This is a genomic window from Streptomyces sp. NPDC088746 (genome assembly GCF_044751065.1).
GTDB lineage: Bacteria > Actinomycetota > Actinomycetes > Streptomycetales > Streptomycetaceae > Streptomyces.
This window is the reverse complement of the sequence record NZ_JBIVLA010000001.1, coordinates 641,407-660,724: the sequence shown is the minus strand read 5'-3', so window position 1 is coordinate 660,724 and position 19,318 is coordinate 641,407. Positions and strand designations below refer to the sequence as shown.

The following is a 19,318-nucleotide window of genomic DNA, read 5'->3' as shown; positions in this document are numbered from 1 at the left end:
GGGGCCGTCCTCGAAGGGTGAACCGGAAAAAGCGTTACGGGAGGTCGACGTGCAGGCGGATCGAGCCGTCCGCGCCCGCCTCCACCCGGAGTCGCGTCAGGTCCTCGACATGGGCGTCGGGGGAGAGCGCCGCCGCGCGCGGGCCGACGCCCACGACGCGCATGCCGGCCGCACGGCCCGCCGCGATGCCCGCCTCGGAGTCCTCGAAGACGAGGCAGTCCGCAGGGTCGAAGCCCAGCTCGGCCGCGCCCTTGAGGAAGCCCTCGGGGTCGGGCTTGCTGGCGCCGACCATCTCCGCGGTCACACGGGTCTCCGGCACCGGCAGGGCCGCGGCCGTCATCCGGGCCTGGGCGAGCGCCTCGTCGGCAGAGGTCACCAGTGCGTGGGGGAGGCCGGCGATCGAGGCCATGAAGGCGGTGGCGCCGCCGATGGGCACGACGCCGTCCGTGTCGGCGGTCTCCTCGGCGAGCATGATCCGGTTCTCCGCGTAGTTCTGCTCCATGGGGCGGTCCGGCAGCAGGGCGGCCATCGTGGCGTAACCCTGGCGGCCGTGGACCACCTTGAGCGCCGCCTCGGGGTCGAGCCCCTGTGCGATCGCCCAGCGGCGCCAGCAGCGTTCCACCACCGCGTCGGAGTTCACGAGGGTGCCGTCCATGTCCAACAGGAGGGCGCGGGCTTCGAGGACGGTGGCCGGCATCGGCATGCTCCAGAGCGCGGGGGAACAGCTCGTGGCTGCGGTGAAGAAAACAAGCAGCCCCGCCCGCCGGTCAGGGAGAACGAGCGGGGGCTACTTTGTTCCTCCACGATACAAAAACGTCCGCCGAAACGCCAATCCCGCGCTCGGGGATGTCGTGGAGCCCGCGCCGACGGGGGATCCGAACCCGGACGCTCAGGACCGGCGCCCTCGGCCGCTCGTCTGCGCCTCCAGGGCGCGGCGGGTCTCCGGGCCGTAGACACCCGAGGGATCGCCCTTGACCGACACCCACCTCTGGAACTCGGCGACGGCGTCCTCCACCCGCTCCGAGTAGTCGCCGTCGTCCGACCCCCGGTAGACCCAGACCTCCTGCAGCCGTCGCTGGAGCTCCGAGACCTCCGCGCCCCGGTCGCCGCGCCGCAGCGTGCTCCCCGACGCCTCCTCGACGGGCGGCGCCGCCGTGGCCGTCGTGGGGGCGGGCGCCTTCGTCGCGGACACGGACGGCGACGGTGACGTCGAAGCGGTGGCCGAACGCGAAGCCGACGGGCTCTTCGACGGTGAGGCGGACGCCGAGGGCGACGCCGACGCGGACCCGGACGGCGTGGCCGAGGGGGACCCGGACGGGGATGCCAACACCGACGCGGCCGGACCGTCGCTCGTGGCCGGCGCGCTCGTCGTGATCTCGGGCAGCGCCGTGTCCCGGCGGTCCTCGTCGTCGAACAGCCCGCTCGCGAAAGCGGCCGTACCCACCACCGCGGCCACCGCCGCCCCCACGGCGACCACGGCGAACGGCCGCCGGCGGCGCGGTTGCACCGGGTCGGGGCCGCCGCCCGCGTAGGCCGCGGCCGTACGCCGACGGGTCTCGTCCGCGGTGACCGCGTCGGGCGGCGCACCCGGTGAGGCCCCGGGCCCCGGCACTCCGCCTCCCGCGCCGTCCAGGAACAACGGCATCGTCGTCTCCGCCGCCGGGGCGCCGGAGTTCTGGGCGTCGTCGCCGCCCAGCGTCACATACGGCCGGATCCGCAGCGGGTCGAAGTCCTCGGCCGCCGCGATCTCCGCCGCCCGGGCGTCCCGCTCGGCCGTACGGGCACCGCAGGCGCACCCCGCCCCGGGTCTCGCGCCCCGCTCGCCACCGCACTCCGGGCATACATGTCCGGTCATTGTGGGTTCCCCTCCCCATCGAACTGCCTGCGATTATGCAGGCCGCCACGGGGAAGCCCAACGGCCGTACCGCTGCTCGGCAGGCCATAACGGCACAGAGCGGACAGGATAGGGGGAAGCGGACCCGAGGAGATGCTCATGGCCCAGCAGTTGAGCCCGCCACCCCTGGCGGAAGGTGAGGGGCGGTCCCGGCGGAACGTCCTGGTGTCCATCGGCGCACTGCTCCTCGGCATGCTGCTCGCCGCACTCGATCAGACCATCGTGTCCACCGCTCTGCCCACGATCGTCAGCGAACTGGGCGGCCTGGACCACCTGTCATGGGTGGTGACCGCCTACATGCTGGCGGCGACCGCCGCGACCCCGCTCTGGGGCAAGCTCGGCGACCAGTACGGGCGCAAGAAGCTCTTCCAGACGGCCATCGTCATCTTCCTCGTGGGCTCCGCGCTCTGCGGCATGGCCCAGAACATGCCGCAGCTGATCGGCTTCCGCGCCCTCCAGGGGCTCGGCGGCGGCGGACTGATGGTGCTGTCGATGGCCATCGTCGGCGACATCGTCGCCCCTCGCGAGCGAGGCAAGTACCAGGGCCTGTTCGGAGCGGTGTTCGGGGTGACGAGCGTGCTGGGACCGCTGCTGGGCGGCTTCTTCACCGAGCACCTCAGCTGGCGCTGGGTCTTCTACATCAACCTGCCCATCGGCGTCATCGCGCTGCTCGTCATCGCCGGTGCCCTGCACATCCCGGTCCGCCGCACCAAGCACACCATCGACTACCTGGGCACCTTCCTCATCGCCTCCGTCGCCACCTGCCTGGTCCTCGTCGCCTCGCTCGGCGGGACCACCTGGGCCTGGGCCTCCCCGCAGATCATCGTCCTCGCGGTCCTCGCGGTGGTGCTGCTCGTCGGGTTCATCGCGGCCGAGCGCCGGGCGGCCGAACCGGTGCTGCCGCTGAAGCTCTTCCGGAAGCGGACCTTCACCCTCGTCGCCGTCATCAGCTTCGTCATCGGCTTCGCCATGTTCGGCGCCATGACCTACCTGCCGACGTTCCTCCAGGTGGTGCACGGCATCACCCCGACCATGTCCGGTGTGCACATGCTGCCCATGGTCCTCGGGCTGCTGATCACCTCGACAGGCTCCGGCCAGATCGTCAGCCGCACCGGTCGCTGGAAGGTCTTCCCGATCGCCGGCACCGCCCTCACCGTGGTCGGCCTGCTGCTGCTCCACACCCTCTCCGAGAACAGTTCCACCTGGACGATGAGCCTCTGCTTCTTCGTCTTCGGCGCCGGGCTCGGCCTGGTCATGCAGGTGCTCGTGCTGATCGTGCAGAACTCCGTCGGCTACGAGGACCTCGGCGTCGCCACCTCCGGGGCGACCTTCTTCCGCTCCATCGGAGCGTCCTTCGGTGTGGCCGTGTTCGGCACCATCTTCACCAACCGGCTCTCCGGCAAACTCGAGGAGGCGCTCAGCGGCCGTTCCCTGCCGCCCGGTGTCGACGCCGGGGCCCTGGCCGCCGACCCCCGGGCCATCGGCCGGCTCCCGGCCGACCTGCGCCCCTCGGTGCTGAGCGCCTACTCGACCGCGATCACCGACGTCTTCCTGTACGCCGTGCCCGTCGTCCTCGTCGCGTTCGTCTTCGCCTGGTTCCTCAAGGAGGAGCCCCTGCGCGGATCGGTGACGGCGCCCGACACCAGCGAGACCCTGGCCTCCAACCCGGTCCAGCGCTCCTCGTACGACGAATGCGCCCGCGCCCTCTCGGTGCTCGCCACCCGTGAGGGGCGCCGGGAGATCTACGAGAAGATCACCGAGAAGGCCGGGTACGACCTGCAGCCCGCCGCCAGCTGGCTGCTGCTGCGCATCAAACGCCACGGCACCGTCGAGCCCGGCCGGCTGGCCGAGGTCGCCCCCGTGCCGCTGAGAGTGATCACCTCGGCCGCCCGCCAGGTGGAGGGGCACGGCTTCGCCCGGCGCGAGGGCATGCAGCTGGTGCTCACCGAGAAGGGCGCGGAGGCCGTGGTCAAGCTCTCGCACGCCCGCGAGGAGTCGCTGGCCGAGCTCCTGGGCGACTGGTGGGGGCCGGACCGGCCCACCGACCTGATCCGGCTGGTGACGGAGCTGTCGTCCGAGGTGAGCGGGTCGAGCAAGGAGCGGCCGCACATGCCCGAACCGCGCCGCGACCACTCGGTGGGCTGACGGCCCGCCCGGAGGGGCTCAGAGCTCCTTGGCGAGCCAGTGCTCCGCGTAGGGGCCCTGGTTGAAGGCCGGGACCGCCGCGTAACCGTGCTTCGCGTACAGCCCGCGCGCCTCCACCAGGTCGTCACGCGTGTCGAGCCGGATCCTCCGCACCCCGTACGCCCGCGCGGCGCTCTCGATGCCCGCGAGCAGCAGGCCGCCACCGCCCGTCGAGCGGAAGGCGGGCCGGACGTACACCCGGGTCAGCTCCGCCGTCGCCGCGTCCACCAGCCGCAGGCCCGCGCAGCTCGCCGGCTTGCCCTCGTACCGGCCCACCAGGAACTCCCCGGTGGGCGGGGCGAGCCGGCCGACGCCGTCGTCCCTCAGCCCGTCGTCGATCTCCGCCGTGGTCGCCGGACGGCCCCAGTAACGGCTCGCCACCTCGTCGTAGTAGTCCCGCCGCAGCAGGGTCGCCTCGGGGCTTCCGAAGTGTTCGGGGGTCACGGTCCACGTCATTCGTACATTCTGTCCAGGGTGTGACGGGATGACGAACCATTAATACGTTCAGGGGGCAGTGACCATGCGGGACACGACCACGACGGCGGCCGTCCAGCGGCTCGGGGAGCAGTGGATACGGGAGCTGGCGCGGCCCGGTCGGGGCGGCTTCGTGTGCTCGCCCGCCGGACTGTGGCTGGCCCTGACGGCCGTCGCCGCGGGAGCCCGCACGGAGACGGCCGCCGAGCTGCGCACCCTGCTCGGCGTGGCGGGCCCGGAGGCCGCGGGCGTGGTGACGGAGGCGGCGCGGGACTGGGAGCGCACCGAGGCGCTGAACGTGGCGACCCGGGTGTGGAGCAGGATGACCCTCCGTCAGGAGTACATGGACGCGCTCCCCGACATCGCGTTCGGGCCGGTCGACCAGGACGAGATCGACGCCTGGGTGCGCGAGCGGACCGGCGGCCTGATCGAACGGCTGCCGATGGAGCTCGACGGCGCGTCCTTCGCGCTCGTCGACGCGCTGGCCCTGAAAGCGCTCTGGGAGACCCCGTTCGAGGTGAACCGCACGCGTGAGGCCCCGTTCACCGACGAGGCGGGCAGGACCCGCCCGGCAGCGACGATGCACGCGTCCGTTCCGGTGCGGGACGCGTGGACGGTCGCGGGCGCGCACGTCGTGGAGCTGCGCTGCCGTACGGAACGGGGTGGCGCGGCCCCGGCGCGGATCAGGCTGGTCCTGGGGGAACCGGGGGCGGGCGCGGCGCGGGTCCTGCCCGCGGGGTGGGCGCCCAGTGAGGAGCGCGTCCCGCTCGGTGCCGACGCGGTGACCGTCGCCGTTCCGAGATTCACCCTGCGTACGAACATTCAGGTCGACGACCAGCTGCCCGCCCTCGGTGTACGGCGCGCGACCACGCCGGCCCTGGCGGACTTCTCGGGGCTCTCCCGTCAGCCCGCCTTCATCTCCGACGTGGTCCAGGAGGCCGTGCTGAAGGTCGCGGAGGAGGGTGTGGAGGCCGCGGCGGTCACGGTCGTGGCCCTGCGGACGTCGGCCGCGCGGCCGGGGCGGCACATCGCCTTCGACCGGCCCTTCGGGATCGTCGTCCTGGACGGCTCCACGGACGTCCCCCTCTTCGCGGGCTGGCAGGCGGACACCCCGGCGTACGAGGACTGACCCGGCCCGACGAGGGGCGCCGTCCGAGGACCGCCCAGCCGTATTCGGGCATTCTTTCGGCAAATCGGTGGTGACGGTCAGGCTAAGTAGGGGTTGATGGTGTCTGTCTCGTCGGGCAGTGCGAGGCTTCATCCGCACATACCCGGGCCGAGGGGACAGTGCACGGAAACGGGAGGGTCGGCGCAGCGTGACAGATGTGGAGCGCAGTGTGCGGGGGGACGCGGCGGCGGATCCGGGGGCGAGAGCCGCTACGGCGAGAGCCGTCCTCTGGCTGCTCGTCGGCGTCCTGGCGGTACGGCAGGTGGCGGTGGTGCTCCGGCGGCCGCCGGGTGAACGCCTCACCGATCTGGAGACCTGGACCGGCGCGACCGGGGTCCTGCACATCGCGGGGTCCCTGTACGAGCCGGGCCGGTTCACCGGGACGCCGTTCGCCGGGCTGGTGCTGAAACCGCTGACGGTCTCCGCCCAGCAGGCACTCGGCGTCGTGTGGACCTTCGGTTCGCTGCTGCTCGTCGTGGGGCTGGGCTTCGTCGCCGTCCGCGCCCTGCCCGCGCCGGTGAGCCGGCGCACCGCGTTCCTGGCGGCGCCCGTCGCGATCACCCTGCTGATGGTGTCGCTGCCCGTCCGCAGCACCCTGCACCTGGGCCAGACCAGCATCCTGCCGGTCCTGCTGGTGCTCGTCGCCTGTTTCGCGGTACGGGGTGAGCGCCTGCCGGGCGTGCTGACCGGTGTCGCGGCGGCCCTCCAGCCCGCCGTCCTGCTCTTCGCCGTCCTGTTCTGGCTCACCGGCAGACGCAGGGCCGCCGCGACCGGCGGTGCCACCTTCGCCGTCTGCACGGCGCTGGCCTGGGCGGTGATGCCGCGTGACTCATGGGCGTACTGGGTGCACCATCTCGCGGGGGCCGGACTCGGGGACCGCCCCGACAGCCTGGCGAACCAGTCGCTGCACGGCGCGCTGCTGCGCTTCGGGCTCCAGGGCCCGCTCGAGATCGCCCTGTTCCTCGTCCTCGCCGCCGCCGTCGTCCTTCTCGGACTGCGCCGCGCGGCGCACTACGCCCGGGACGGGCAGCTGCTCCTGGCCGTCGCGATCACCGGATGCGTGGCCGTCGCCGTCTCTCCCACCGCCTGGCAGCACCAGCTGCTCTGGGTGCTGCTCGCCGTGGTCGGCCGGGCCGGCACCCGGGCCTCGGACCGGATGGTCTGGCCGGCGGTCGTGGTGCTCGTCCTCACCCTGCCGGGGAAGATGCTGCTGCCGAACGTCGGCGTGGTCCTTCCCGTGCGCGACAACGTCCTGCTCGTCGCCGCGCTCGGCGCGGCCTGCGCCGTGCCGTTCCTCTCCCGCACCTCGCCCTACTGGCAGCGGCCGATCCCCACGGACTACGCGAAGCCGGTGCCGGCGCGTCACGCGTGGGTGCCGCTGCTGCCGTTCTGGCGGCGCGTGCTCAGCCGCCCCAACCTGCTGCTGGAACTCCTGCTCATCAGGGTCGTCTACTCCGCCTACGCGAAGGTCCGGCTGGCGGCCACCGCCGGGCGCTCCACCGCGGAGGAGCACGGCCGGCAGATCCACTCCGCGGAGCAGTGGCTGCACATCGACATCGAGCACTGGGCCAACCACACCGTCGTCGGCATCCCCTGGCTGCGGGACTTCTTCGACTACTACTACTCGACGTTCCACTTCATCGTGCCGCTCGCGATCCTCGGCGTGCTCTACGTGCGGCGGCCCCCGGACTACCGCTGGGCCCGCAGCACCATCGGCTTCGCCACGGTCCTCGCCCTCGTCGGCTTCTGGCTCTACCCCCTGGCACCGCCGCGACTGATGCCGGGGCTCGGCTTCATCGACACGGTCCACGGCGTGCAGGACCTCGACAGCCCCGATTTCGGGGCGCTGACCGCGATGACCAACCAGTACGCGGCGATGCCGTCCCTGCACTTCGGCTGGTCGCTGTGGTGCGGGGTGGTGATCGCCCTGCTCGCGCCGAAGGCGTGGATGAAGGTCCTGGGGCTGCTGCACCCGCTGTTCACGGTCTCCGCGATCATCGCGACGGGCAACCACTGGGTGCTGGACGCGGTCGGCGGCGCGGCAGTGGTGGCCGCGGGCTTCGGGCTGGCGTACGCCCTGTCGGGGCCACGCAGGCTCCAGGCCGCCCCCGGTGCGGCCGGGCGTCCGGACCGCGAGGCCGGGGACGCCGGGGACGCGGTCGGGGAGCCGTCCCCCGAACCGGCCGGCAGCAAGGCGTAGGGCGGACACCGGCCGGACCGGTACACGGGCCGAAGGGGTGCGGGGCGGCCCTCCCGAGCCGGCCCCGCACCCCTTCGGCGTGGATCGCCGCGTCCCCCCAGGGTCCGCCCGGGGCGGCGGGTCCGCCACTCGAACGGCTCAGCGCCGGGGGCGGCGCCGTGCGGGGGATCAGGCCTTGACGGACACCCCGGACTCCGTGGCGACGGCGCCGCGCTCCCCGAGCTGTTCCGTGTCCACATGTGCCGTCTCGCGGGCGGAGAGCGCCGCGACGACCGGCGGCAGACAGAGCGCGGCGGCGAAGACGGCGACCCCGGCCCAGTTGTCGCCGTCGGGCCCGGCGATCTGCGAGGCGAACGCCACGGCGAAGCCGGCGATGGCGAAGCCGGTCTGGGTGCCGATCGCCATGCCCGAGAGCCTGACCCGGGTGGGGAACATCTCGGCGTAGAAGGCGGGCCAGATGCCGTTGGCCGCGCTGTAGACGACGCCGAAGACCAGCACGCCGAGGATCAGCACCAGCGGATAGCTGCCCGTGGAGATCGCCCACAGGTACAGGGGCATCACCACCGCGCTGCCCACGGCGCCGACGAGGAAGACCGGCCGGCGTCCGACGCGGTCGGAGAGCCGTGCCCAGAGCGGGATGGTGAACAGGGCGACCACATTGGCCAGCGCGCCCACCCAGAGCATGCCGGTGCGGCTCAGGCCGACGGCGTCGCTCGTGGCGTACGACAGCGCCCAGACGGTGAAGATCGTGCTGACCGTGGCGATCACGGAGGCCGCGACGACCCGCAGGACGTCGGCCCAGTGGTCGCGCAGCAGCACGGCCAGGGGCATCTTCGCCACGCCCTCGGTCGCCGCCTGCTTGGTGAAGACCGGGGTCTCCTCCAGGGTGCGCCGGATGACGTAACCGGTGACCGCGACGGCGACGCTCAGCCAGAACGGGATGCGCCACCCCCAGGAGAGCAGCTGCTCCTCGGGCAGGGCGGCGACCGGGATGAACGCCAGGGTCGCGATCAGCTGACCGGCCTGCGTCCCGTTGATCGTGAAGCTGGTGAAGTAGCCGCGCCGGTGCTGGGGCGCGTGTTCCAGGCTCATCGAGTTGGCGCTGGCCTGCTCACCCGCCGCGGAGATGCCCTGAAGGATCCGCAGGAGGACGAGCAGGACGGGGGCCGCCCCGCCGATCTGCTCCCGGGTGGGCAGACAGCCGATGAGGAACGTCGAGAGGCCCATCAGCATCAGCGTGAAGACCATGATCTTCTTGCGGCCGACCCGGTCGCCGACGTGTCCGAGGAAGAGCGCGCCGACCGGCCGGGCCGCGTAGGCGACACCGAAGGTGGCCAGCGACATCAGGGTCGCGTCGGCCGGATCGGACTCGTCGAAGAAGACCTCGGGGAAGATCAGCGCCGCCGCGCTCCCGTAGATGAAGAAGTCGTAGTACTCCAGGGCGCTGCCGATCCAGGCGGCGAGCGCCGCTTTACGGGGCTGGGCCTGCGGTGGGGGAGCGGGGGCAGGGGCGTGAGCGGTCACGTCGGGGCTCCTTCGGGGGACGTTCCGTGCGGGGAGAGACGAGCGGACCCGGCTAATTAACGCACTAGGTAGTTAGTTGCGGATGGCTACGGATGTTGCGAGCAGTTGTCGTCCCTGTCAAGGGTTCGCGCAGAATCCGGTCCTGACCGCTGGGGTCCGCGGGCGGCCCCGGCCCTACTCCGCCCGGTCGGCCGTGAGGTACGCGATGATCATGTCGCCCAGCATGGTCCGGTAGTGCTCGCGCCGTCCGGTGTCCACCAGGTCACGGCCGAAGAGCGCGCCGAAGGTGTGCCTGTTCGCGATGCGGAAGAAGCAGAACGAGCTGATCATCGCGTGCAGATCCACGGCGTCGACGTCCGCCGTGAACAGCCCCGACGCGCGCCCCGTGTCGAGGATGCGGCGCAGGACCTCGATCGCCGGGGAGCTGATGCGGCTCAACTCGGCCGAGGCCGCGATGTGTTCGGCCTCGTGGATGTTCTCGATGCTGACCAGGCGGATGAAGTCCGGGTGGTCCTCGTGGTGGTCGAACGTCACCTCGGCCAGCCGGCGCACCGCTGCCACGGGATCGAGGTGCTCGACGTCCAGCAGCTGTTCCGCCTCCCGGATCCTGGTGTACGCCCGCTCCAGGACCGCGGTGAACAGCTGCTCCTTGCCGCCGAAGTAGTAATAGATCATCCGCTTCGTGGTGCGGGTCCGGGCGGCGATCTCGTCGACCCGGGCGCCCGCGTAACCGATGCGGGCGAACTCCCGCGTCGCCACGGTGAGGATCTCGTCCTTGGTGCGCGCCGCGTCACGGGTCCGCACGGCGGGCTGGGCGGGTCCTTCGGTGCTTGTCATCCGGATCCTTCGCGGCAGGCGGTGCGTGCTCGCGATTCTAGAGCGGGTGCCCGAGGGGGCTGATTCGGCCCGGGGTCTTCCCAGGGCGGCCGTCTTTCGGTATGACTAACTAACCAGTCCGTACATTAAGTCGATGCATCTACGGGAAGTGAACGATGCCGAACACCCCGGCCCCGCCCTCCGGCCTCCCGGTCCTCGTGCTGAACGGTCCCAATCTCAACCTGCTGGGCCTGCGCGAGCCGGAGGTGTACGGGAAGGACACCCTGGCCGGTATCGACGAGCTCTGCCGGAGCACGGCGGCGGCCCTCGGGCTGCGTGCCGACTGCCGGCAGAGCAACCATGAGGGGGTGCTCGTCGACGCCGTCCACGAAGCCCGCACCGCGTACCGGGGCATCGTGATCAACCCCGCCGGCTACAGCCACACCTCGGTGGCCCTGCGGGACGCGCTCGCCGCCGTGGAGCTGCCGGTCGTGGAGGTCCACCTCTCGAACATCCACCGGCGGGAGGCCTTCCGCCACCACAGCTACGTCTCGGCCGTCGCCGACACCGTCATCTGCGGGGCGGGTGCCCACGGATACGCCCTGGCCCTCACCCACCTCGCCCAGCTCCTGGAGGACAACCGGTGAGCCCGGACTCCTATCTCGTCGGCCTCATCGGCTCCGGTATCGGCCCCTCCCTCAGCCCCGCGCTCCACGAACGCGAAGCGGACCGGCAGGGCCTGCGCTACCTCTACCGCCTCATCGACATCGGCACGCTCGGCGTCCCGCCGGAGAAGACCGGCGAACTGGTCCGCTCCGCGCGCGACATGGGTTACGACGGCCTCAACGTCACCCACCCCTGCAAGCAGCAGGTCCTCGCCCACCTCGACGCGCTCTCGCCGCAGGCCGAGGCGCTCGGCGCCGTCAACACCGTGGTCTTCGAGGGAGGCCGGGCGACCGGCCACAACACCGACGCGACCGGCTTCGCCGCCTCCTTCGCACGCGGTCTGCCCGACGCGCCGCTGGAGCGCGTCGTGCAGCTGGGGGCCGGCGGTGCCGGAGCCGCCGTCGCCCACGCCCTCCTCGCCCTGGGCGCCGGCCGGCTCACTGTGCTGGACGCCCTGCCCGACCGGGCCGCCGCGCTCGCGGACTCCCTGAACCACCACTTCGGCCCGGGCCGGGCGGTGGCGGCGGACCTCCTGGACATCGCGGCACGGACGGCGGGCGCCGACGGCCTGGTCAACGCCACACCCATCGGCATGGCCGCCCACCCCGGGCTCCCGCTCCCCGCGGAGCTGCTGCACCCGGGGCTGTGGGTCGCCGAGGTCGTCTACCGGCCGCTGGAGACGACGCTCGTCCGCACCGCCCGCGCGCTCGGCTGCCCCACCCTCGACGGCGGGGGCATGGCCGCCTACCAGGCCGCCGACGCCTTCCGGCTCTTCACCGGCCGCGAACCCGACACCGCCCGCATGCTCGCGGACATCGCCGACCTCACGTCCGCCCACTGAAACGCGCAGGAAGCCCGCAGGAAGCCAGCAGGAGGACCGACATGCGTACGTCCATCGCCACCGTCTCGCTCAGCGGCACGCTCACCGAGAAGCTCACCGCGGCGGCGCGCGCCGGCTTCGACGGCGTGGAGATCTTCGAGAACGACCTCATCGGCAGCCCGCTGAGCCCCGAGGAGATCGGGGAACGGACGGCCGACCTCGGTCTGACGATCGACCTCTTCCAGCCGATGCGCGACATCGAGGCCGTCCCCGCCGACGAGTTCGCCCGCAACCTGCGGCGCGCCGAGCACAAGTTCCGGCTGATGCGCCGACTCGGCGCCGACACCGTCCTGGTCTGCTCCAGCGTGTCGCCGTACGCCGTCGACGACGACGCCCTCGCCGCCGAGCAGCTGCGCCGGCTGGCGGACCTCGCGCAGGAGTCCGGCATCCGCGTCGCGTACGAGGCGCTGGCGTGGGGCCGCCACGTCAGCACGTACGAGCACGCCTGGCGCATCGTCGAGGCCGCGGACCACCCCGCCCTCGGGGTCTGCCTGGACAGCTTCCACATCCTGGCCCGGGGCTCCGACATCGCGGGGATCGAGGACGTCCCGGGCGACAAGATCTTCTTCCTGCAGCTCGCCGACGCCCCGCAGATGTCGCTCGACGTGCTCCAGTGGAGCCGCCACCACCGCTGCTTCCCGGGCCAGGGCGACCTCGACGTCACCGGTCTCGTGCGGGCCGCCGTCCGCGCCGGATACGACGGGCCCCTCTCCCTCGAGGTGTTCAACGACGTCTTCCGCCAGGCGGACGCGGGCCGCACCGCGGTGGACGCCCTGCGCTCGCTGACCCTGCTCCAGGAGTCGGCCGGGCTGACCGCGCCTCCGGCGCCGGTCGTCCCCACCGGCTTCGCCTTCGTCGAGATCGCCACGGCCGACACGGCCAGGATCGCGCCCGTGCTGACCGCGCTGGGCTTCTCCCGTACGGCCAGGCACTCCGGTAAGCCGGTGGACCTCTGGGAACAGGGCGAGGCCCGCATCCTGCTCAACACCGACACCGGCAGCCACCGGCCGGAGCCCTCGCTCACCGCGGTGGGCCTGGAGAGCCCCGACCCGGCGGGTGCCTCCGCACGGGCCGAGTCGCTGCTCGCCCCCGTCCTGCCCCGGCGCCGCGCCCCCGGTGACGCCCCGCTGGACGCGGTGGCCGCGCCCGACGGCACCGAGTTCTTCTTCTGCGTGACCGACTGCCCCGACGACACGGAGGAGGGCACCGAGCACGCCGGGGACACAGGCTGGACCGGTGACTTCGCGCCCGCCCCGCACACCCCCGCCCCCGCCGGGATCACCCGCGTCGACCATGTGGCGCTGACCCAGCCCTGGCACCACTTCGACGAGGCGACCCTCTTCCACCGCGGCGTGCTCGGTCTCCGGCCGCACGCGAGCGTCGACCTCGCCGACCCGTACGGCCTGCTGCGCAGCCGCGCCGTCAGCAACGAGGACGGCACCGTGCGCATCGCCCTCGGCGTGGGGGCGTCCCCCACCCAGGACCCGGACCGGGGAGGGCGCCCCCAGCACGTGGCCCTGGCCACCGACGACCTCGTCGCCACCGTCCGCCGCGCACTCGCGGCCGGCGCCCGGATGCTGCCCGTGCCGGCCAACTACTACGACGACCTGGCCGCGCGCCACGAGTTCGCCCCGGGCGAGCTGGACACCTACCGCGAACTCGGCATCCTCTACGACCGGGACGGGAAGGGCGAGTTCCGGCACTGCTACACCGTGACGACCGGCCGTGTCTTCTTCGAACTCGTCGAGCGCGTCGGCGGATACGACGGGTACGGCGCCACGAACGCCCCCGTCAGGCTCGCCGCGCAGCACGCACTGGCCGACTGATCAGTCCGGGAGCGCCTCGAAGTCCGCCCGCGCGTCGAACGCGGCGCGGCGGGTGGCCCGGCGCAGGGCTCTCAGCAGCGTGGGACCGACGGCCACCGTCAGGACGACCGTGAGGACGGCGCGGCCCAGGTCCCAGCCGACCGAGGTGGCGGTGCAGTACGCGAGGAAGCGGACCAGGTTCTCGGCGAGCGGGTCGCCCGGGACGAAGGAGATGCCCGAGCCGAGCCCCGGCACGATGGTCCAGCCGTACAGATTCATCACCGTGCCGTACGCGAACGCCGCCGCGAAGCCGTACCCCGCCAGCATCAGCAGCTCGCCCCGGCCGCGCAGCCGGTCCGGGCCGGGCAGCAGGCCCGCGCCCATGGTGAACCAGCCCATCGAGAGCATTTGGAACGGCATCCACGGCCCGACCCCGCCCGTGAGCAGCGCCGAGGCGAACATCGTGACCGAGCCGAGCACGAAGCCGAAGCCCGGCCCCAGCACCCGGCCGCTCAGCACCATCAGGAAGAACATGGGCTCCAGGCCGGCCGTCCCCGCGCCCAGCGGGCGCAGCGCCGCACCGACCGCGGCGAGGACGCCCAGCATCGCGACGGCCTTCGCGTCCAGACCGGAGTCCGCGATCGTCGCGAGGACCACCCCGACGAGCAGCACCAGCAGGACGGCGAAGAGCCACGGCGCGTCCTGCGCGTGGGCGAGACCGGAGTCCGCCCCCGCCAGCAGCGGCCAGCCGAACCCGACCAGCCCGACCGCGCTGATCAGGACGAGCGCGGCGACGGCGTGCGGACCGAGCCGGACCGGGCGCGTGGACCGGGCCGTCACGCGAGAGCCTCCAGAGCCCTGCGCACCTGCGAGACCGTCAGCCACTCCCGTGGCGCCAGGATCTTCGAGATCTGCGGGGCGAACGCGGGCGAGGAGACCACGACCTGCCGGGTCGGGCCGTCGGCGACGGCCTCACCGTCGGCCAGGATCACCACCCGGTCGGCCAGCTCCGCCGCCAGCTCCACATCGTGCGTGGCCAGGATGATCGCGTGACCCTCGGCGGCCAGCCGGCGCAGTACGCCGACGAGCCGGCCCTTCGCCGCGTAGTCCAGCCCCCGCGTCGGCTCGTCCAGGAGGAGGAGCGGCGGCCGGGCGGTGAGCACCAGGGCGAGGGCCAGCGCGAGCCGCTGGCCCTCCGAGAGATCACGGGGATGGGTGTCGTCGGGCACCCCGGGCAGCAGCTCGGAGACCAGCGCCCGGCAGGTGCCCCCGGGCGCGCCCGCGTCGGAGTCGGCCGCCGCGCACTCGGCGGCGACCGTGTCCGCGTACAGCAGGTCGCGCGGCTCCTGCGGCACGAGCCCGACCCGGCGCACCATGTCGCGCGGCGCCGTACGGGACGGGTGCAGGCCGCCGACCAGGACGGATCCCGTGGTGGGCTCGGTCATTCCGACGAGGGTCGTCAGCAACGTCGACTTCCCCGCGCCGTTACGGCCCATCAGGGCCACGGTCTCGCCCGGCGCGACGGACAGCGTCACCCCGCGCAGCGCCTGGACCCGCCCGTGCCGCACCCCGAGCCCCTCGACCCGGACGACGGGACCGGGGACCGGGGGAGCCGCAGGAGCCGCGTCCGGACGCCGGCCGAACAGCCGGCCCAGGAGACCGGGGCGGACGGCGGGGGGAGCCGGCAGCGGAGCCACCGCGGCGGCCGCAGCCGGGGCCTCGCGCGCCGGCGGTTCCACCTCGGCGAGACGCTCCCGCAGGTCCACCGCACGGCGCCGGGCGTCGCGCACCGACAGCGGCAGCGGATCCCAGCCCACGAGCCGGCCCAGCGCCACCACCGGCGGACGGACGGGCGAGAGGGCCATGATGTCGGCGGGCGGGCCCATCACCGGGGCGGCGCCGGGCGCGGGCAGCAGGAGGACCTGGTCGGCGTACTGCACCACACGCTCCAGCCGGTGCTCGGCCATCAGCACCGTCGTGCCCAGGTCGTGCACCAGCCGCTGGAGGACCGCCAGCACGTCCTCGGCCGCCGCCGGGTCCAGGGCGGACGTCGGCTCGTCGAGGACGAGGACCCTGGGGTGCGGGGTGAGGACCGAACCGATCGCGACCCGCTGCCGCTGGCCCCCGGAGAGCGTGGCGATCGGCCGGTCGCGGAGCTCCGCCAGCCCCAGCAGGTCCAGCGTCTCCTCGACGCGGCGGCGCATCACGTCCGGGGCGAGGCCCAGCGACTCCATGCCGTACGCCAACTCGTCCTCCACGGTGTCCGTCACGAAGTGGGCGAGCGGATCCTGGCCCACCGTGCCCACCAGGTCCGCGAGTTCACGCGGCTTGTGGGTCCGGGTGTCCCGGCCGCCGACGGTGACCCGGCCGGTCAGCACCCCTCCGGTGAAGTGCGGCACCAGACCGGACACGGCACCCAGAAGAGTCGACTTGCCGACACCGGACGGGCCGACGGCCAGCACCAGTTCGCCCTCGGGGATCGTCAGGTCGACCCCGGACAGGGCGGGGCGCTCCGCGCCCTCGTACCGCACCGAGACGTTCTCGAACCGGATCATGGGCGCTCCTTGGAGTCCGAGGGGGAAGGCGGCAGCGGGGCCACCACCGCGGGCAGCAGCCCGATCAGCACGGCGGCGGCCGGCCACAGCGGCAGTACGGGGGCGGTGAGCGGGACGACGCCCGGGCGCAGGGCGTCCGGGGCGGCGGCGCCCGCCCAGATCATCGCCGCCGCGACGGCCGCACCCGAGGCGGCGACGAGCCAGGCGCGTACGCCCCAGCGGTCCGGCCGGTAGCGCGTACGCACCGAGCGGCGCCCGCCGAGCCTGAGCCCGGCCAGCGCCGCGACCAGCCCGGCCAGCAGCAACGGCAGCCCGTGCACGGCGCCCTGCGCGGCCAGCAGCCCGTACGTCCCCGCGCACACGCCCAGCAGCCCGCCGAGCGTCAGCACATGGGTGGTGCGGCGGACGGCGGGCGGGACCTGCGCGGTGCGCCCGTACCCCCGCGCGTCCATCGACGCCGCGACGGCCACCGAACGCTCCAGCGCACCCTCCAGCACCGGCAGCCCGATCTGGAGCACCGCCCCGACCCCGCCGGTCGGGCGGCCGCGCAGCCTGCGGGCCGTCCGCAGCCGCGCCACGTCGGCGACCATGTTCGGCGCGAAGGTCATCGCCACGACGACGGCGACCCCCACCTCGTACAGGGCGCCGGGCAGCGACTTCAGCAGCCGGGCCGGGTTGGCCAGCGAGTTCGCGGCCCCGACGCAGATCAGCAGGGTGGCCAGCTTCGCGCCCTCGTACAGCGCGAACACCACCTGCTCCGCCGTGACCCGGCCGCCGATCCTGATCCCCTGCGCCCAGTCGGGCAACGGCACCCCGGGCATCGTGAACAGGGCATGCGTACCGGGGACCGAGGAGCCGAGGACGACGGAGAACACCAGCCGTACGCCGACGACGACCAGCCCGAGCTTGATGAACACCCCGTACGAACGGGCCCACGGCGCGTCCGTGCGGCGCGCCGCCACCACATAGCCGGCCACGCCCACCAGCAGCCCGAGCAGCAGCGGATTGGTCGTACGGGACGCGGCGGTCGCCAGCCCGAGCGCCCACAGCCACCAGGCCCCGGCCGGCAACGCGTTGCCCCGGGTGGCCCCGGGGGCGCGCAGGGCAGGGCGGAGCCGGGCCGGACCGGTGGAGCGGGTCATCGGCGGCGGCGGGCCTGCAGCACAGCGGCGACACCCAGGACGAGCACCGCGCCGACGCCGGTGAGCACACCCACCGACGGGCCGCCGCCCTCGGAACCGCCCCCCGTCGCACCGCCGTCGCCGGCGGTGGAAGCGGTGGCCGGAACGCTGGACTCCGGACCGTCGGAGCCCCCGTCGACCTGTTCACCGCAGCCCGACCGCGGATAGCCCGAGATCGCGCAGAGCATCGCGGCGCTGTCGTACCGCAGGGGCTTCGCCACCGACGCGAGGGCCTCCGCCGTACTCGCGTCCGGTGCGACCTGGGCGCAGGCGGTACGCGGCGCGGGCGGCTTCTCGCCGTCCGGCGCGTCCGCCGCCGTGCCCGGATCGATCACCAGCGCGATCCGCTTCAGGCCGTCCTTCGCCGGGGTGTCCGCGCAGACGGCCCCGAAATCGGGCGCGCGGCGCGGCTGCGCCGAGTCCTGGGAATCCGCGCTCACCGAGAAGCGGAAACCCTGCACCGCGCCGTCGTCCGGCCGGACGACGGAAGGCCCCTGGGTGGCGTACGTCCAGCTCTTCCCGCCGTCGCTCTCCCAGAACGACCAGTAGCGGTAACCGGCCGCCTGCGCGCTTCCCGCGCCCAGCACGGCCAGGACGGCGCCGACGAGGAGGAGCACCGCCGCCGTCCGCAGCGGGGGCCTCACAGCTGCTGGTTCTTCCGGCGTCCGCTGAGCAGGAAGCCGATCCCGGCGCCGAAGGCGAGACCGATGCCGATGATCCACCAGAGGCCGAGCCCCTCGTCGTCGCTGCTCGTGTCCGCCGGCTTCTCCGGGGTCGTCGCGGTCGGCGAGGGAACGGCCGTCGCGGCGGGCGCGGGGCCCGTCGCGTTGAGTTGCTTCACGAGGTCGACCCCGCCGAAGTCACGTGCGTCGGTGCCGGTCGCGTGGGCGGCGAGCACCAGCTGGGCGGTGGCGGCGGGGCCGCCCTCCTTCGCCCAGCCCTGTGCGTGCTTCTCCAGATACGCGACCGCTCCGGCCGCCTTGTCCTTGTGGCCGGCCGCCGACAGCGCCACGACCGCGTCGGCCGTGTTGCCGAAGTCCGGCTGCGGCGCCGACTCCTCGGCGCCCGGCATGGGCGGCAGTTCCAGATGGCCCGACCCGGCGAGGGTCTTCGCGAGGTAGTAGGCGCCGTTCTGCGCGGACTGCTCGGGGGTGAGGGCGGAGCCCTCGGCGCAGACCGGCGCCTTCGCCGCGTTGTAGTTCCCCGAGGCCATGCCCTTGCCCATCGCGCCGAGGACCGCGGCCGCCGTGGCGTCCGCGTTGGCGGTGAGCTCGCCCTTCTTGTCCGGCTGGTAGGCGAACGCCCCGCCGTCCTCGCCCCCGCAGGGCAGCGCGAAGGTCTGCAGCGCCGTGTACGGCGTCCTGCCGCCCTTCTTGGTGACCTCGGCGAGCGGCACGCCGGCCCGCGCCAGTGCCCCGGCCACGACGCCGGTGGAGTTGGCGTCGCTCGGGCTGCCCGGGTTGTAGCCCCAGCCGCCGTCCTCGTTCTGCACGGACTTCAGCCAGCTGACGCCGTTGTCCACGACCTCACGGTGCACGGCCAGCTCGACCATGGCCTGGACCGCCGCCGCGGTGGCGTTGGTGTCCGCGACCGTCTTCGCGCCACAGGGCTCGGAGGCGTCGCGGTAGGAGGGGAAGGCCCCGCTGTCGCACTGCTGGCCGACGAGCCAGTCCACCGACCGCGTGGCGGGCGTGACCAGCTCGATCTTCTGGGCGAGGAAGGCGAGCGACTGGCGCCACACCCCGTCGTACGTCGGGTCCTCGGTGCCGTACAGCCCGGCCGGAAGTTCAGGCGTGGACGGGGTCGGACTCGGCGCGGCGACCGCCACCGGGGCGGCCGCTCCACAGAGCACGGCGGTGATCGCGAGCGCTGCCGCGCGGCGGCGTACGGACATGGCGGACTGGGCCTCTCGAATGGGGTTTCTCCCCTGCTCGAGCTGGCCGAGCGCTCGGGGAAGGGGCGGCGCCGGAT

The 19,318-nt window shown here is 73.4% G+C and carries 16 protein-coding genes; 6 read left to right on the top strand and 10 right to left on the bottom strand.

Annotated features, from left to right (window positions below; all coding sequences use genetic code 11):
- Nucleotides 1-34 precede the first annotated feature (34 nt).
- A complete protein-coding gene (locus tag ACIP63_RS03030) occupies nucleotides 35-697 on the bottom strand; it encodes an HAD-IA family hydrolase (RefSeq protein ID WP_401510845.1) in 663 nt (220 codons plus the stop codon).
- 192 nt (nucleotides 698-889) lie between these two features.
- Nucleotides 890-1,855: a peptidoglycan-binding protein gene (locus ACIP63_RS03025; protein WP_401510843.1), complete on the bottom strand. Its 966-nt coding sequence runs from the start codon at nucleotides 1,853-1,855 to the stop codon at nucleotides 890-892.
- A gap of 132 nt (nucleotides 1,856-1,987) precedes the next feature.
- Here ACIP63_RS03025 and ACIP63_RS03020 point away from each other — a divergent pair, with 132 nt between their 5' ends.
- Entirely contained in the window at nucleotides 1,988-4,039 is a 2,052-nt protein-coding gene (locus ACIP63_RS03020) for a DHA2 family efflux MFS transporter permease subunit (RefSeq protein WP_401510841.1), read from the top strand.
- An 18-nt stretch (nucleotides 4,040-4,057) separates the two neighbouring features.
- On the opposite strand, the gene ACIP63_RS03015 is transcribed toward ACIP63_RS03020, so the two are convergent.
- Nucleotides 4,058-4,534, bottom strand: coding sequence for a GNAT family N-acetyltransferase (locus tag ACIP63_RS03015; protein ID WP_401510839.1), 477 nt, complete (start codon nucleotides 4,532-4,534; stop codon nucleotides 4,058-4,060).
- Between the two features lie 64 nt (nucleotides 4,535-4,598).
- Between ACIP63_RS03015 and ACIP63_RS03010 the strand changes: the two genes are divergently transcribed.
- Both ACIP63_RS03010 and ACIP63_RS03005 read left to right on the top strand, forming a co-directional pair.
- Entirely contained in the window at nucleotides 4,599-5,681 is a 1,083-nt protein-coding gene (locus ACIP63_RS03010; RefSeq protein WP_401510837.1) for a serpin family protein, read from the top strand.
- Nucleotides 5,682-5,868: 187 nt separating this feature from the next.
- Nucleotides 5,869-7,920 carry a bifunctional glycosyltransferase 87/phosphatase PAP2 family protein gene (locus ACIP63_RS03005; protein ID WP_401510835.1) on the top strand — a complete coding sequence of 684 codons (2,052 nt, stop codon included), beginning with the start codon at nucleotides 5,869-5,871 and terminating at the stop codon, nucleotides 7,918-7,920.
- A gap of 168 nt (nucleotides 7,921-8,088) precedes the next feature.
- Here ACIP63_RS03005 and ACIP63_RS03000 read toward each other — a convergent pair whose 3' ends face one another.
- Nucleotides 8,089-9,444 carry an MFS transporter gene (locus ACIP63_RS03000; RefSeq protein ID WP_401510833.1) on the bottom strand — a complete coding sequence of 452 codons (1,356 nt, stop codon included), beginning with the start codon at nucleotides 9,442-9,444 and terminating at the stop codon, nucleotides 8,089-8,091.
- Nucleotides 9,445-9,618: 174 nt separating this feature from the next.
- Entirely contained in the window at nucleotides 9,619-10,281 is a 663-nt protein-coding gene (locus ACIP63_RS02995) for a TetR family transcriptional regulator (protein WP_104785160.1), read from the bottom strand.
- 155 nt (nucleotides 10,282-10,436) lie between these two features.
- Here ACIP63_RS02995 and aroQ point away from each other — a divergent pair, with 155 nt between their 5' ends.
- Genes aroQ through ACIP63_RS02980 form a run of 3 tightly spaced genes read left to right on the top strand, consistent with a single transcriptional unit; the run spans nucleotide 10,437 to nucleotide 13,632 of the window.
- Nucleotides 10,437-10,907, top strand: a complete 471-nt coding sequence (gene aroQ, locus ACIP63_RS02990) for a type II 3-dehydroquinate dehydratase (RefSeq protein ID WP_401510830.1) — start codon at nucleotides 10,437-10,439, stop codon at nucleotides 10,905-10,907.
- Nucleotides 10,904-11,767: a shikimate dehydrogenase gene (locus ACIP63_RS02985; RefSeq protein WP_401510828.1), complete on the top strand. Its 864-nt coding sequence runs from the start codon at nucleotides 10,904-10,906 to the stop codon at nucleotides 11,765-11,767. The genes aroQ and ACIP63_RS02985 overlap by 4 nt, the downstream gene beginning before the upstream one ends.
- 41 nt (nucleotides 11,768-11,808) lie before the next feature.
- Entirely contained in the window at nucleotides 11,809-13,632 is a 1,824-nt protein-coding gene (locus ACIP63_RS02980) for a bifunctional sugar phosphate isomerase/epimerase/4-hydroxyphenylpyruvate dioxygenase family protein (protein WP_401510826.1), read from the top strand.
- Here ACIP63_RS02980 and ACIP63_RS02975 read toward each other — a convergent pair whose 3' ends face one another.
- Genes ACIP63_RS02975 through ACIP63_RS02955 form a run of 5 tightly spaced genes read right to left on the bottom strand, consistent with a single transcriptional unit; the run spans nucleotide 13,633 to nucleotide 19,241 of the window.
- Entirely contained in the window at nucleotides 13,633-14,451 is an 819-nt protein-coding gene (locus ACIP63_RS02975) for an ECF transporter S component (protein ID WP_401510824.1), read from the bottom strand.
- Complete coding sequence (locus tag ACIP63_RS02970; RefSeq protein WP_401510822.1) at nucleotides 14,448-16,166, bottom strand: ABC transporter ATP-binding protein; 1,719 nt, start codon at nucleotides 16,164-16,166, stop codon at nucleotides 14,448-14,450. Before ACIP63_RS02970 ends, ACIP63_RS02975 begins: the two co-directional genes overlap by 4 nt.
- The gene (locus tag ACIP63_RS02965) at nucleotides 16,163-17,308 is read right to left on the bottom strand and encodes an energy-coupling factor transporter transmembrane protein EcfT (RefSeq protein ID WP_401510820.1); all 1,146 of its coding nucleotides are present in this window, start codon (nucleotides 17,306-17,308) and stop codon (nucleotides 16,163-16,165) included. The genes ACIP63_RS02970 and ACIP63_RS02965 overlap by 4 nt, the downstream gene beginning before the upstream one ends.
- On the bottom strand, nucleotides 17,305-17,991 hold the full coding sequence (locus tag ACIP63_RS02960) for an SCO2322 family protein (protein WP_401510818.1): 687 nt from the start codon (nucleotides 17,989-17,991) through the stop codon (nucleotides 17,305-17,307). The genes ACIP63_RS02965 and ACIP63_RS02960 overlap by 4 nt, the downstream gene beginning before the upstream one ends.
- Nucleotides 17,988-19,241, bottom strand: a complete 1,254-nt coding sequence (locus tag ACIP63_RS02955; protein WP_401510816.1) for a prenyltransferase/squalene oxidase repeat-containing protein — start codon at nucleotides 19,239-19,241, stop codon at nucleotides 17,988-17,990. Before ACIP63_RS02955 ends, ACIP63_RS02960 begins: the two co-directional genes overlap by 4 nt.
- Nucleotides 19,242-19,318 lie beyond the last annotated feature (77 nt).

Coding starts and splice junctions, on each gene's coding strand:
- ACIP63_RS03030 (WP_401510845.1), bottom strand. CDS start 697: ATGCCGGCCACCGTCCTCGAAGCCCGCGCCCTCCTGTTGGACATGGAC.
- ACIP63_RS03025 (WP_401510843.1), bottom strand. CDS start 1,855: ATGACCGGACATGTATGCCCGGAGTGCGGTGGCGAGCGGGGCGCGAGA.
- ACIP63_RS03020 (WP_401510841.1), top strand. CDS start 1,988: ATGCTCATGGCCCAGCAGTTGAGCCCGCCACCCCTGGCGGAAGGTGAG.
- ACIP63_RS03015 (WP_401510839.1), bottom strand. CDS start 4,534: ATGACGTGGACCGTGACCCCCGAACACTTCGGAAGCCCCGAGGCGACC.
- ACIP63_RS03010 (WP_401510837.1), top strand. CDS start 4,599: ATGCGGGACACGACCACGACGGCGGCCGTCCAGCGGCTCGGGGAGCAG.
- ACIP63_RS02995 (WP_104785160.1), bottom strand. CDS start 10,281: ATGACAAGCACCGAAGGACCCGCCCAGCCCGCCGTGCGGACCCGTGAC.
- aroQ (WP_401510830.1), top strand. CDS start 10,437: ATGCCGAACACCCCGGCCCCGCCCTCCGGCCTCCCGGTCCTCGTGCTG.
- ACIP63_RS02980 (WP_401510826.1), top strand. CDS start 11,809: ATGCGTACGTCCATCGCCACCGTCTCGCTCAGCGGCACGCTCACCGAG.
- ACIP63_RS02970 (WP_401510822.1), bottom strand. CDS start 16,166: ATGATCCGGTTCGAGAACGTCTCGGTGCGGTACGAGGGCGCGGAGCGC.
- ACIP63_RS02965 (WP_401510820.1), bottom strand. CDS start 17,308: ATGACCCGCTCCACCGGTCCGGCCCGGCTCCGCCCTGCCCTGCGCGCC.
- ACIP63_RS02955 (WP_401510816.1), bottom strand. CDS start 19,241: ATGTCCGTACGCCGCCGCGCGGCAGCGCTCGCGATCACCGCCGTGCTC.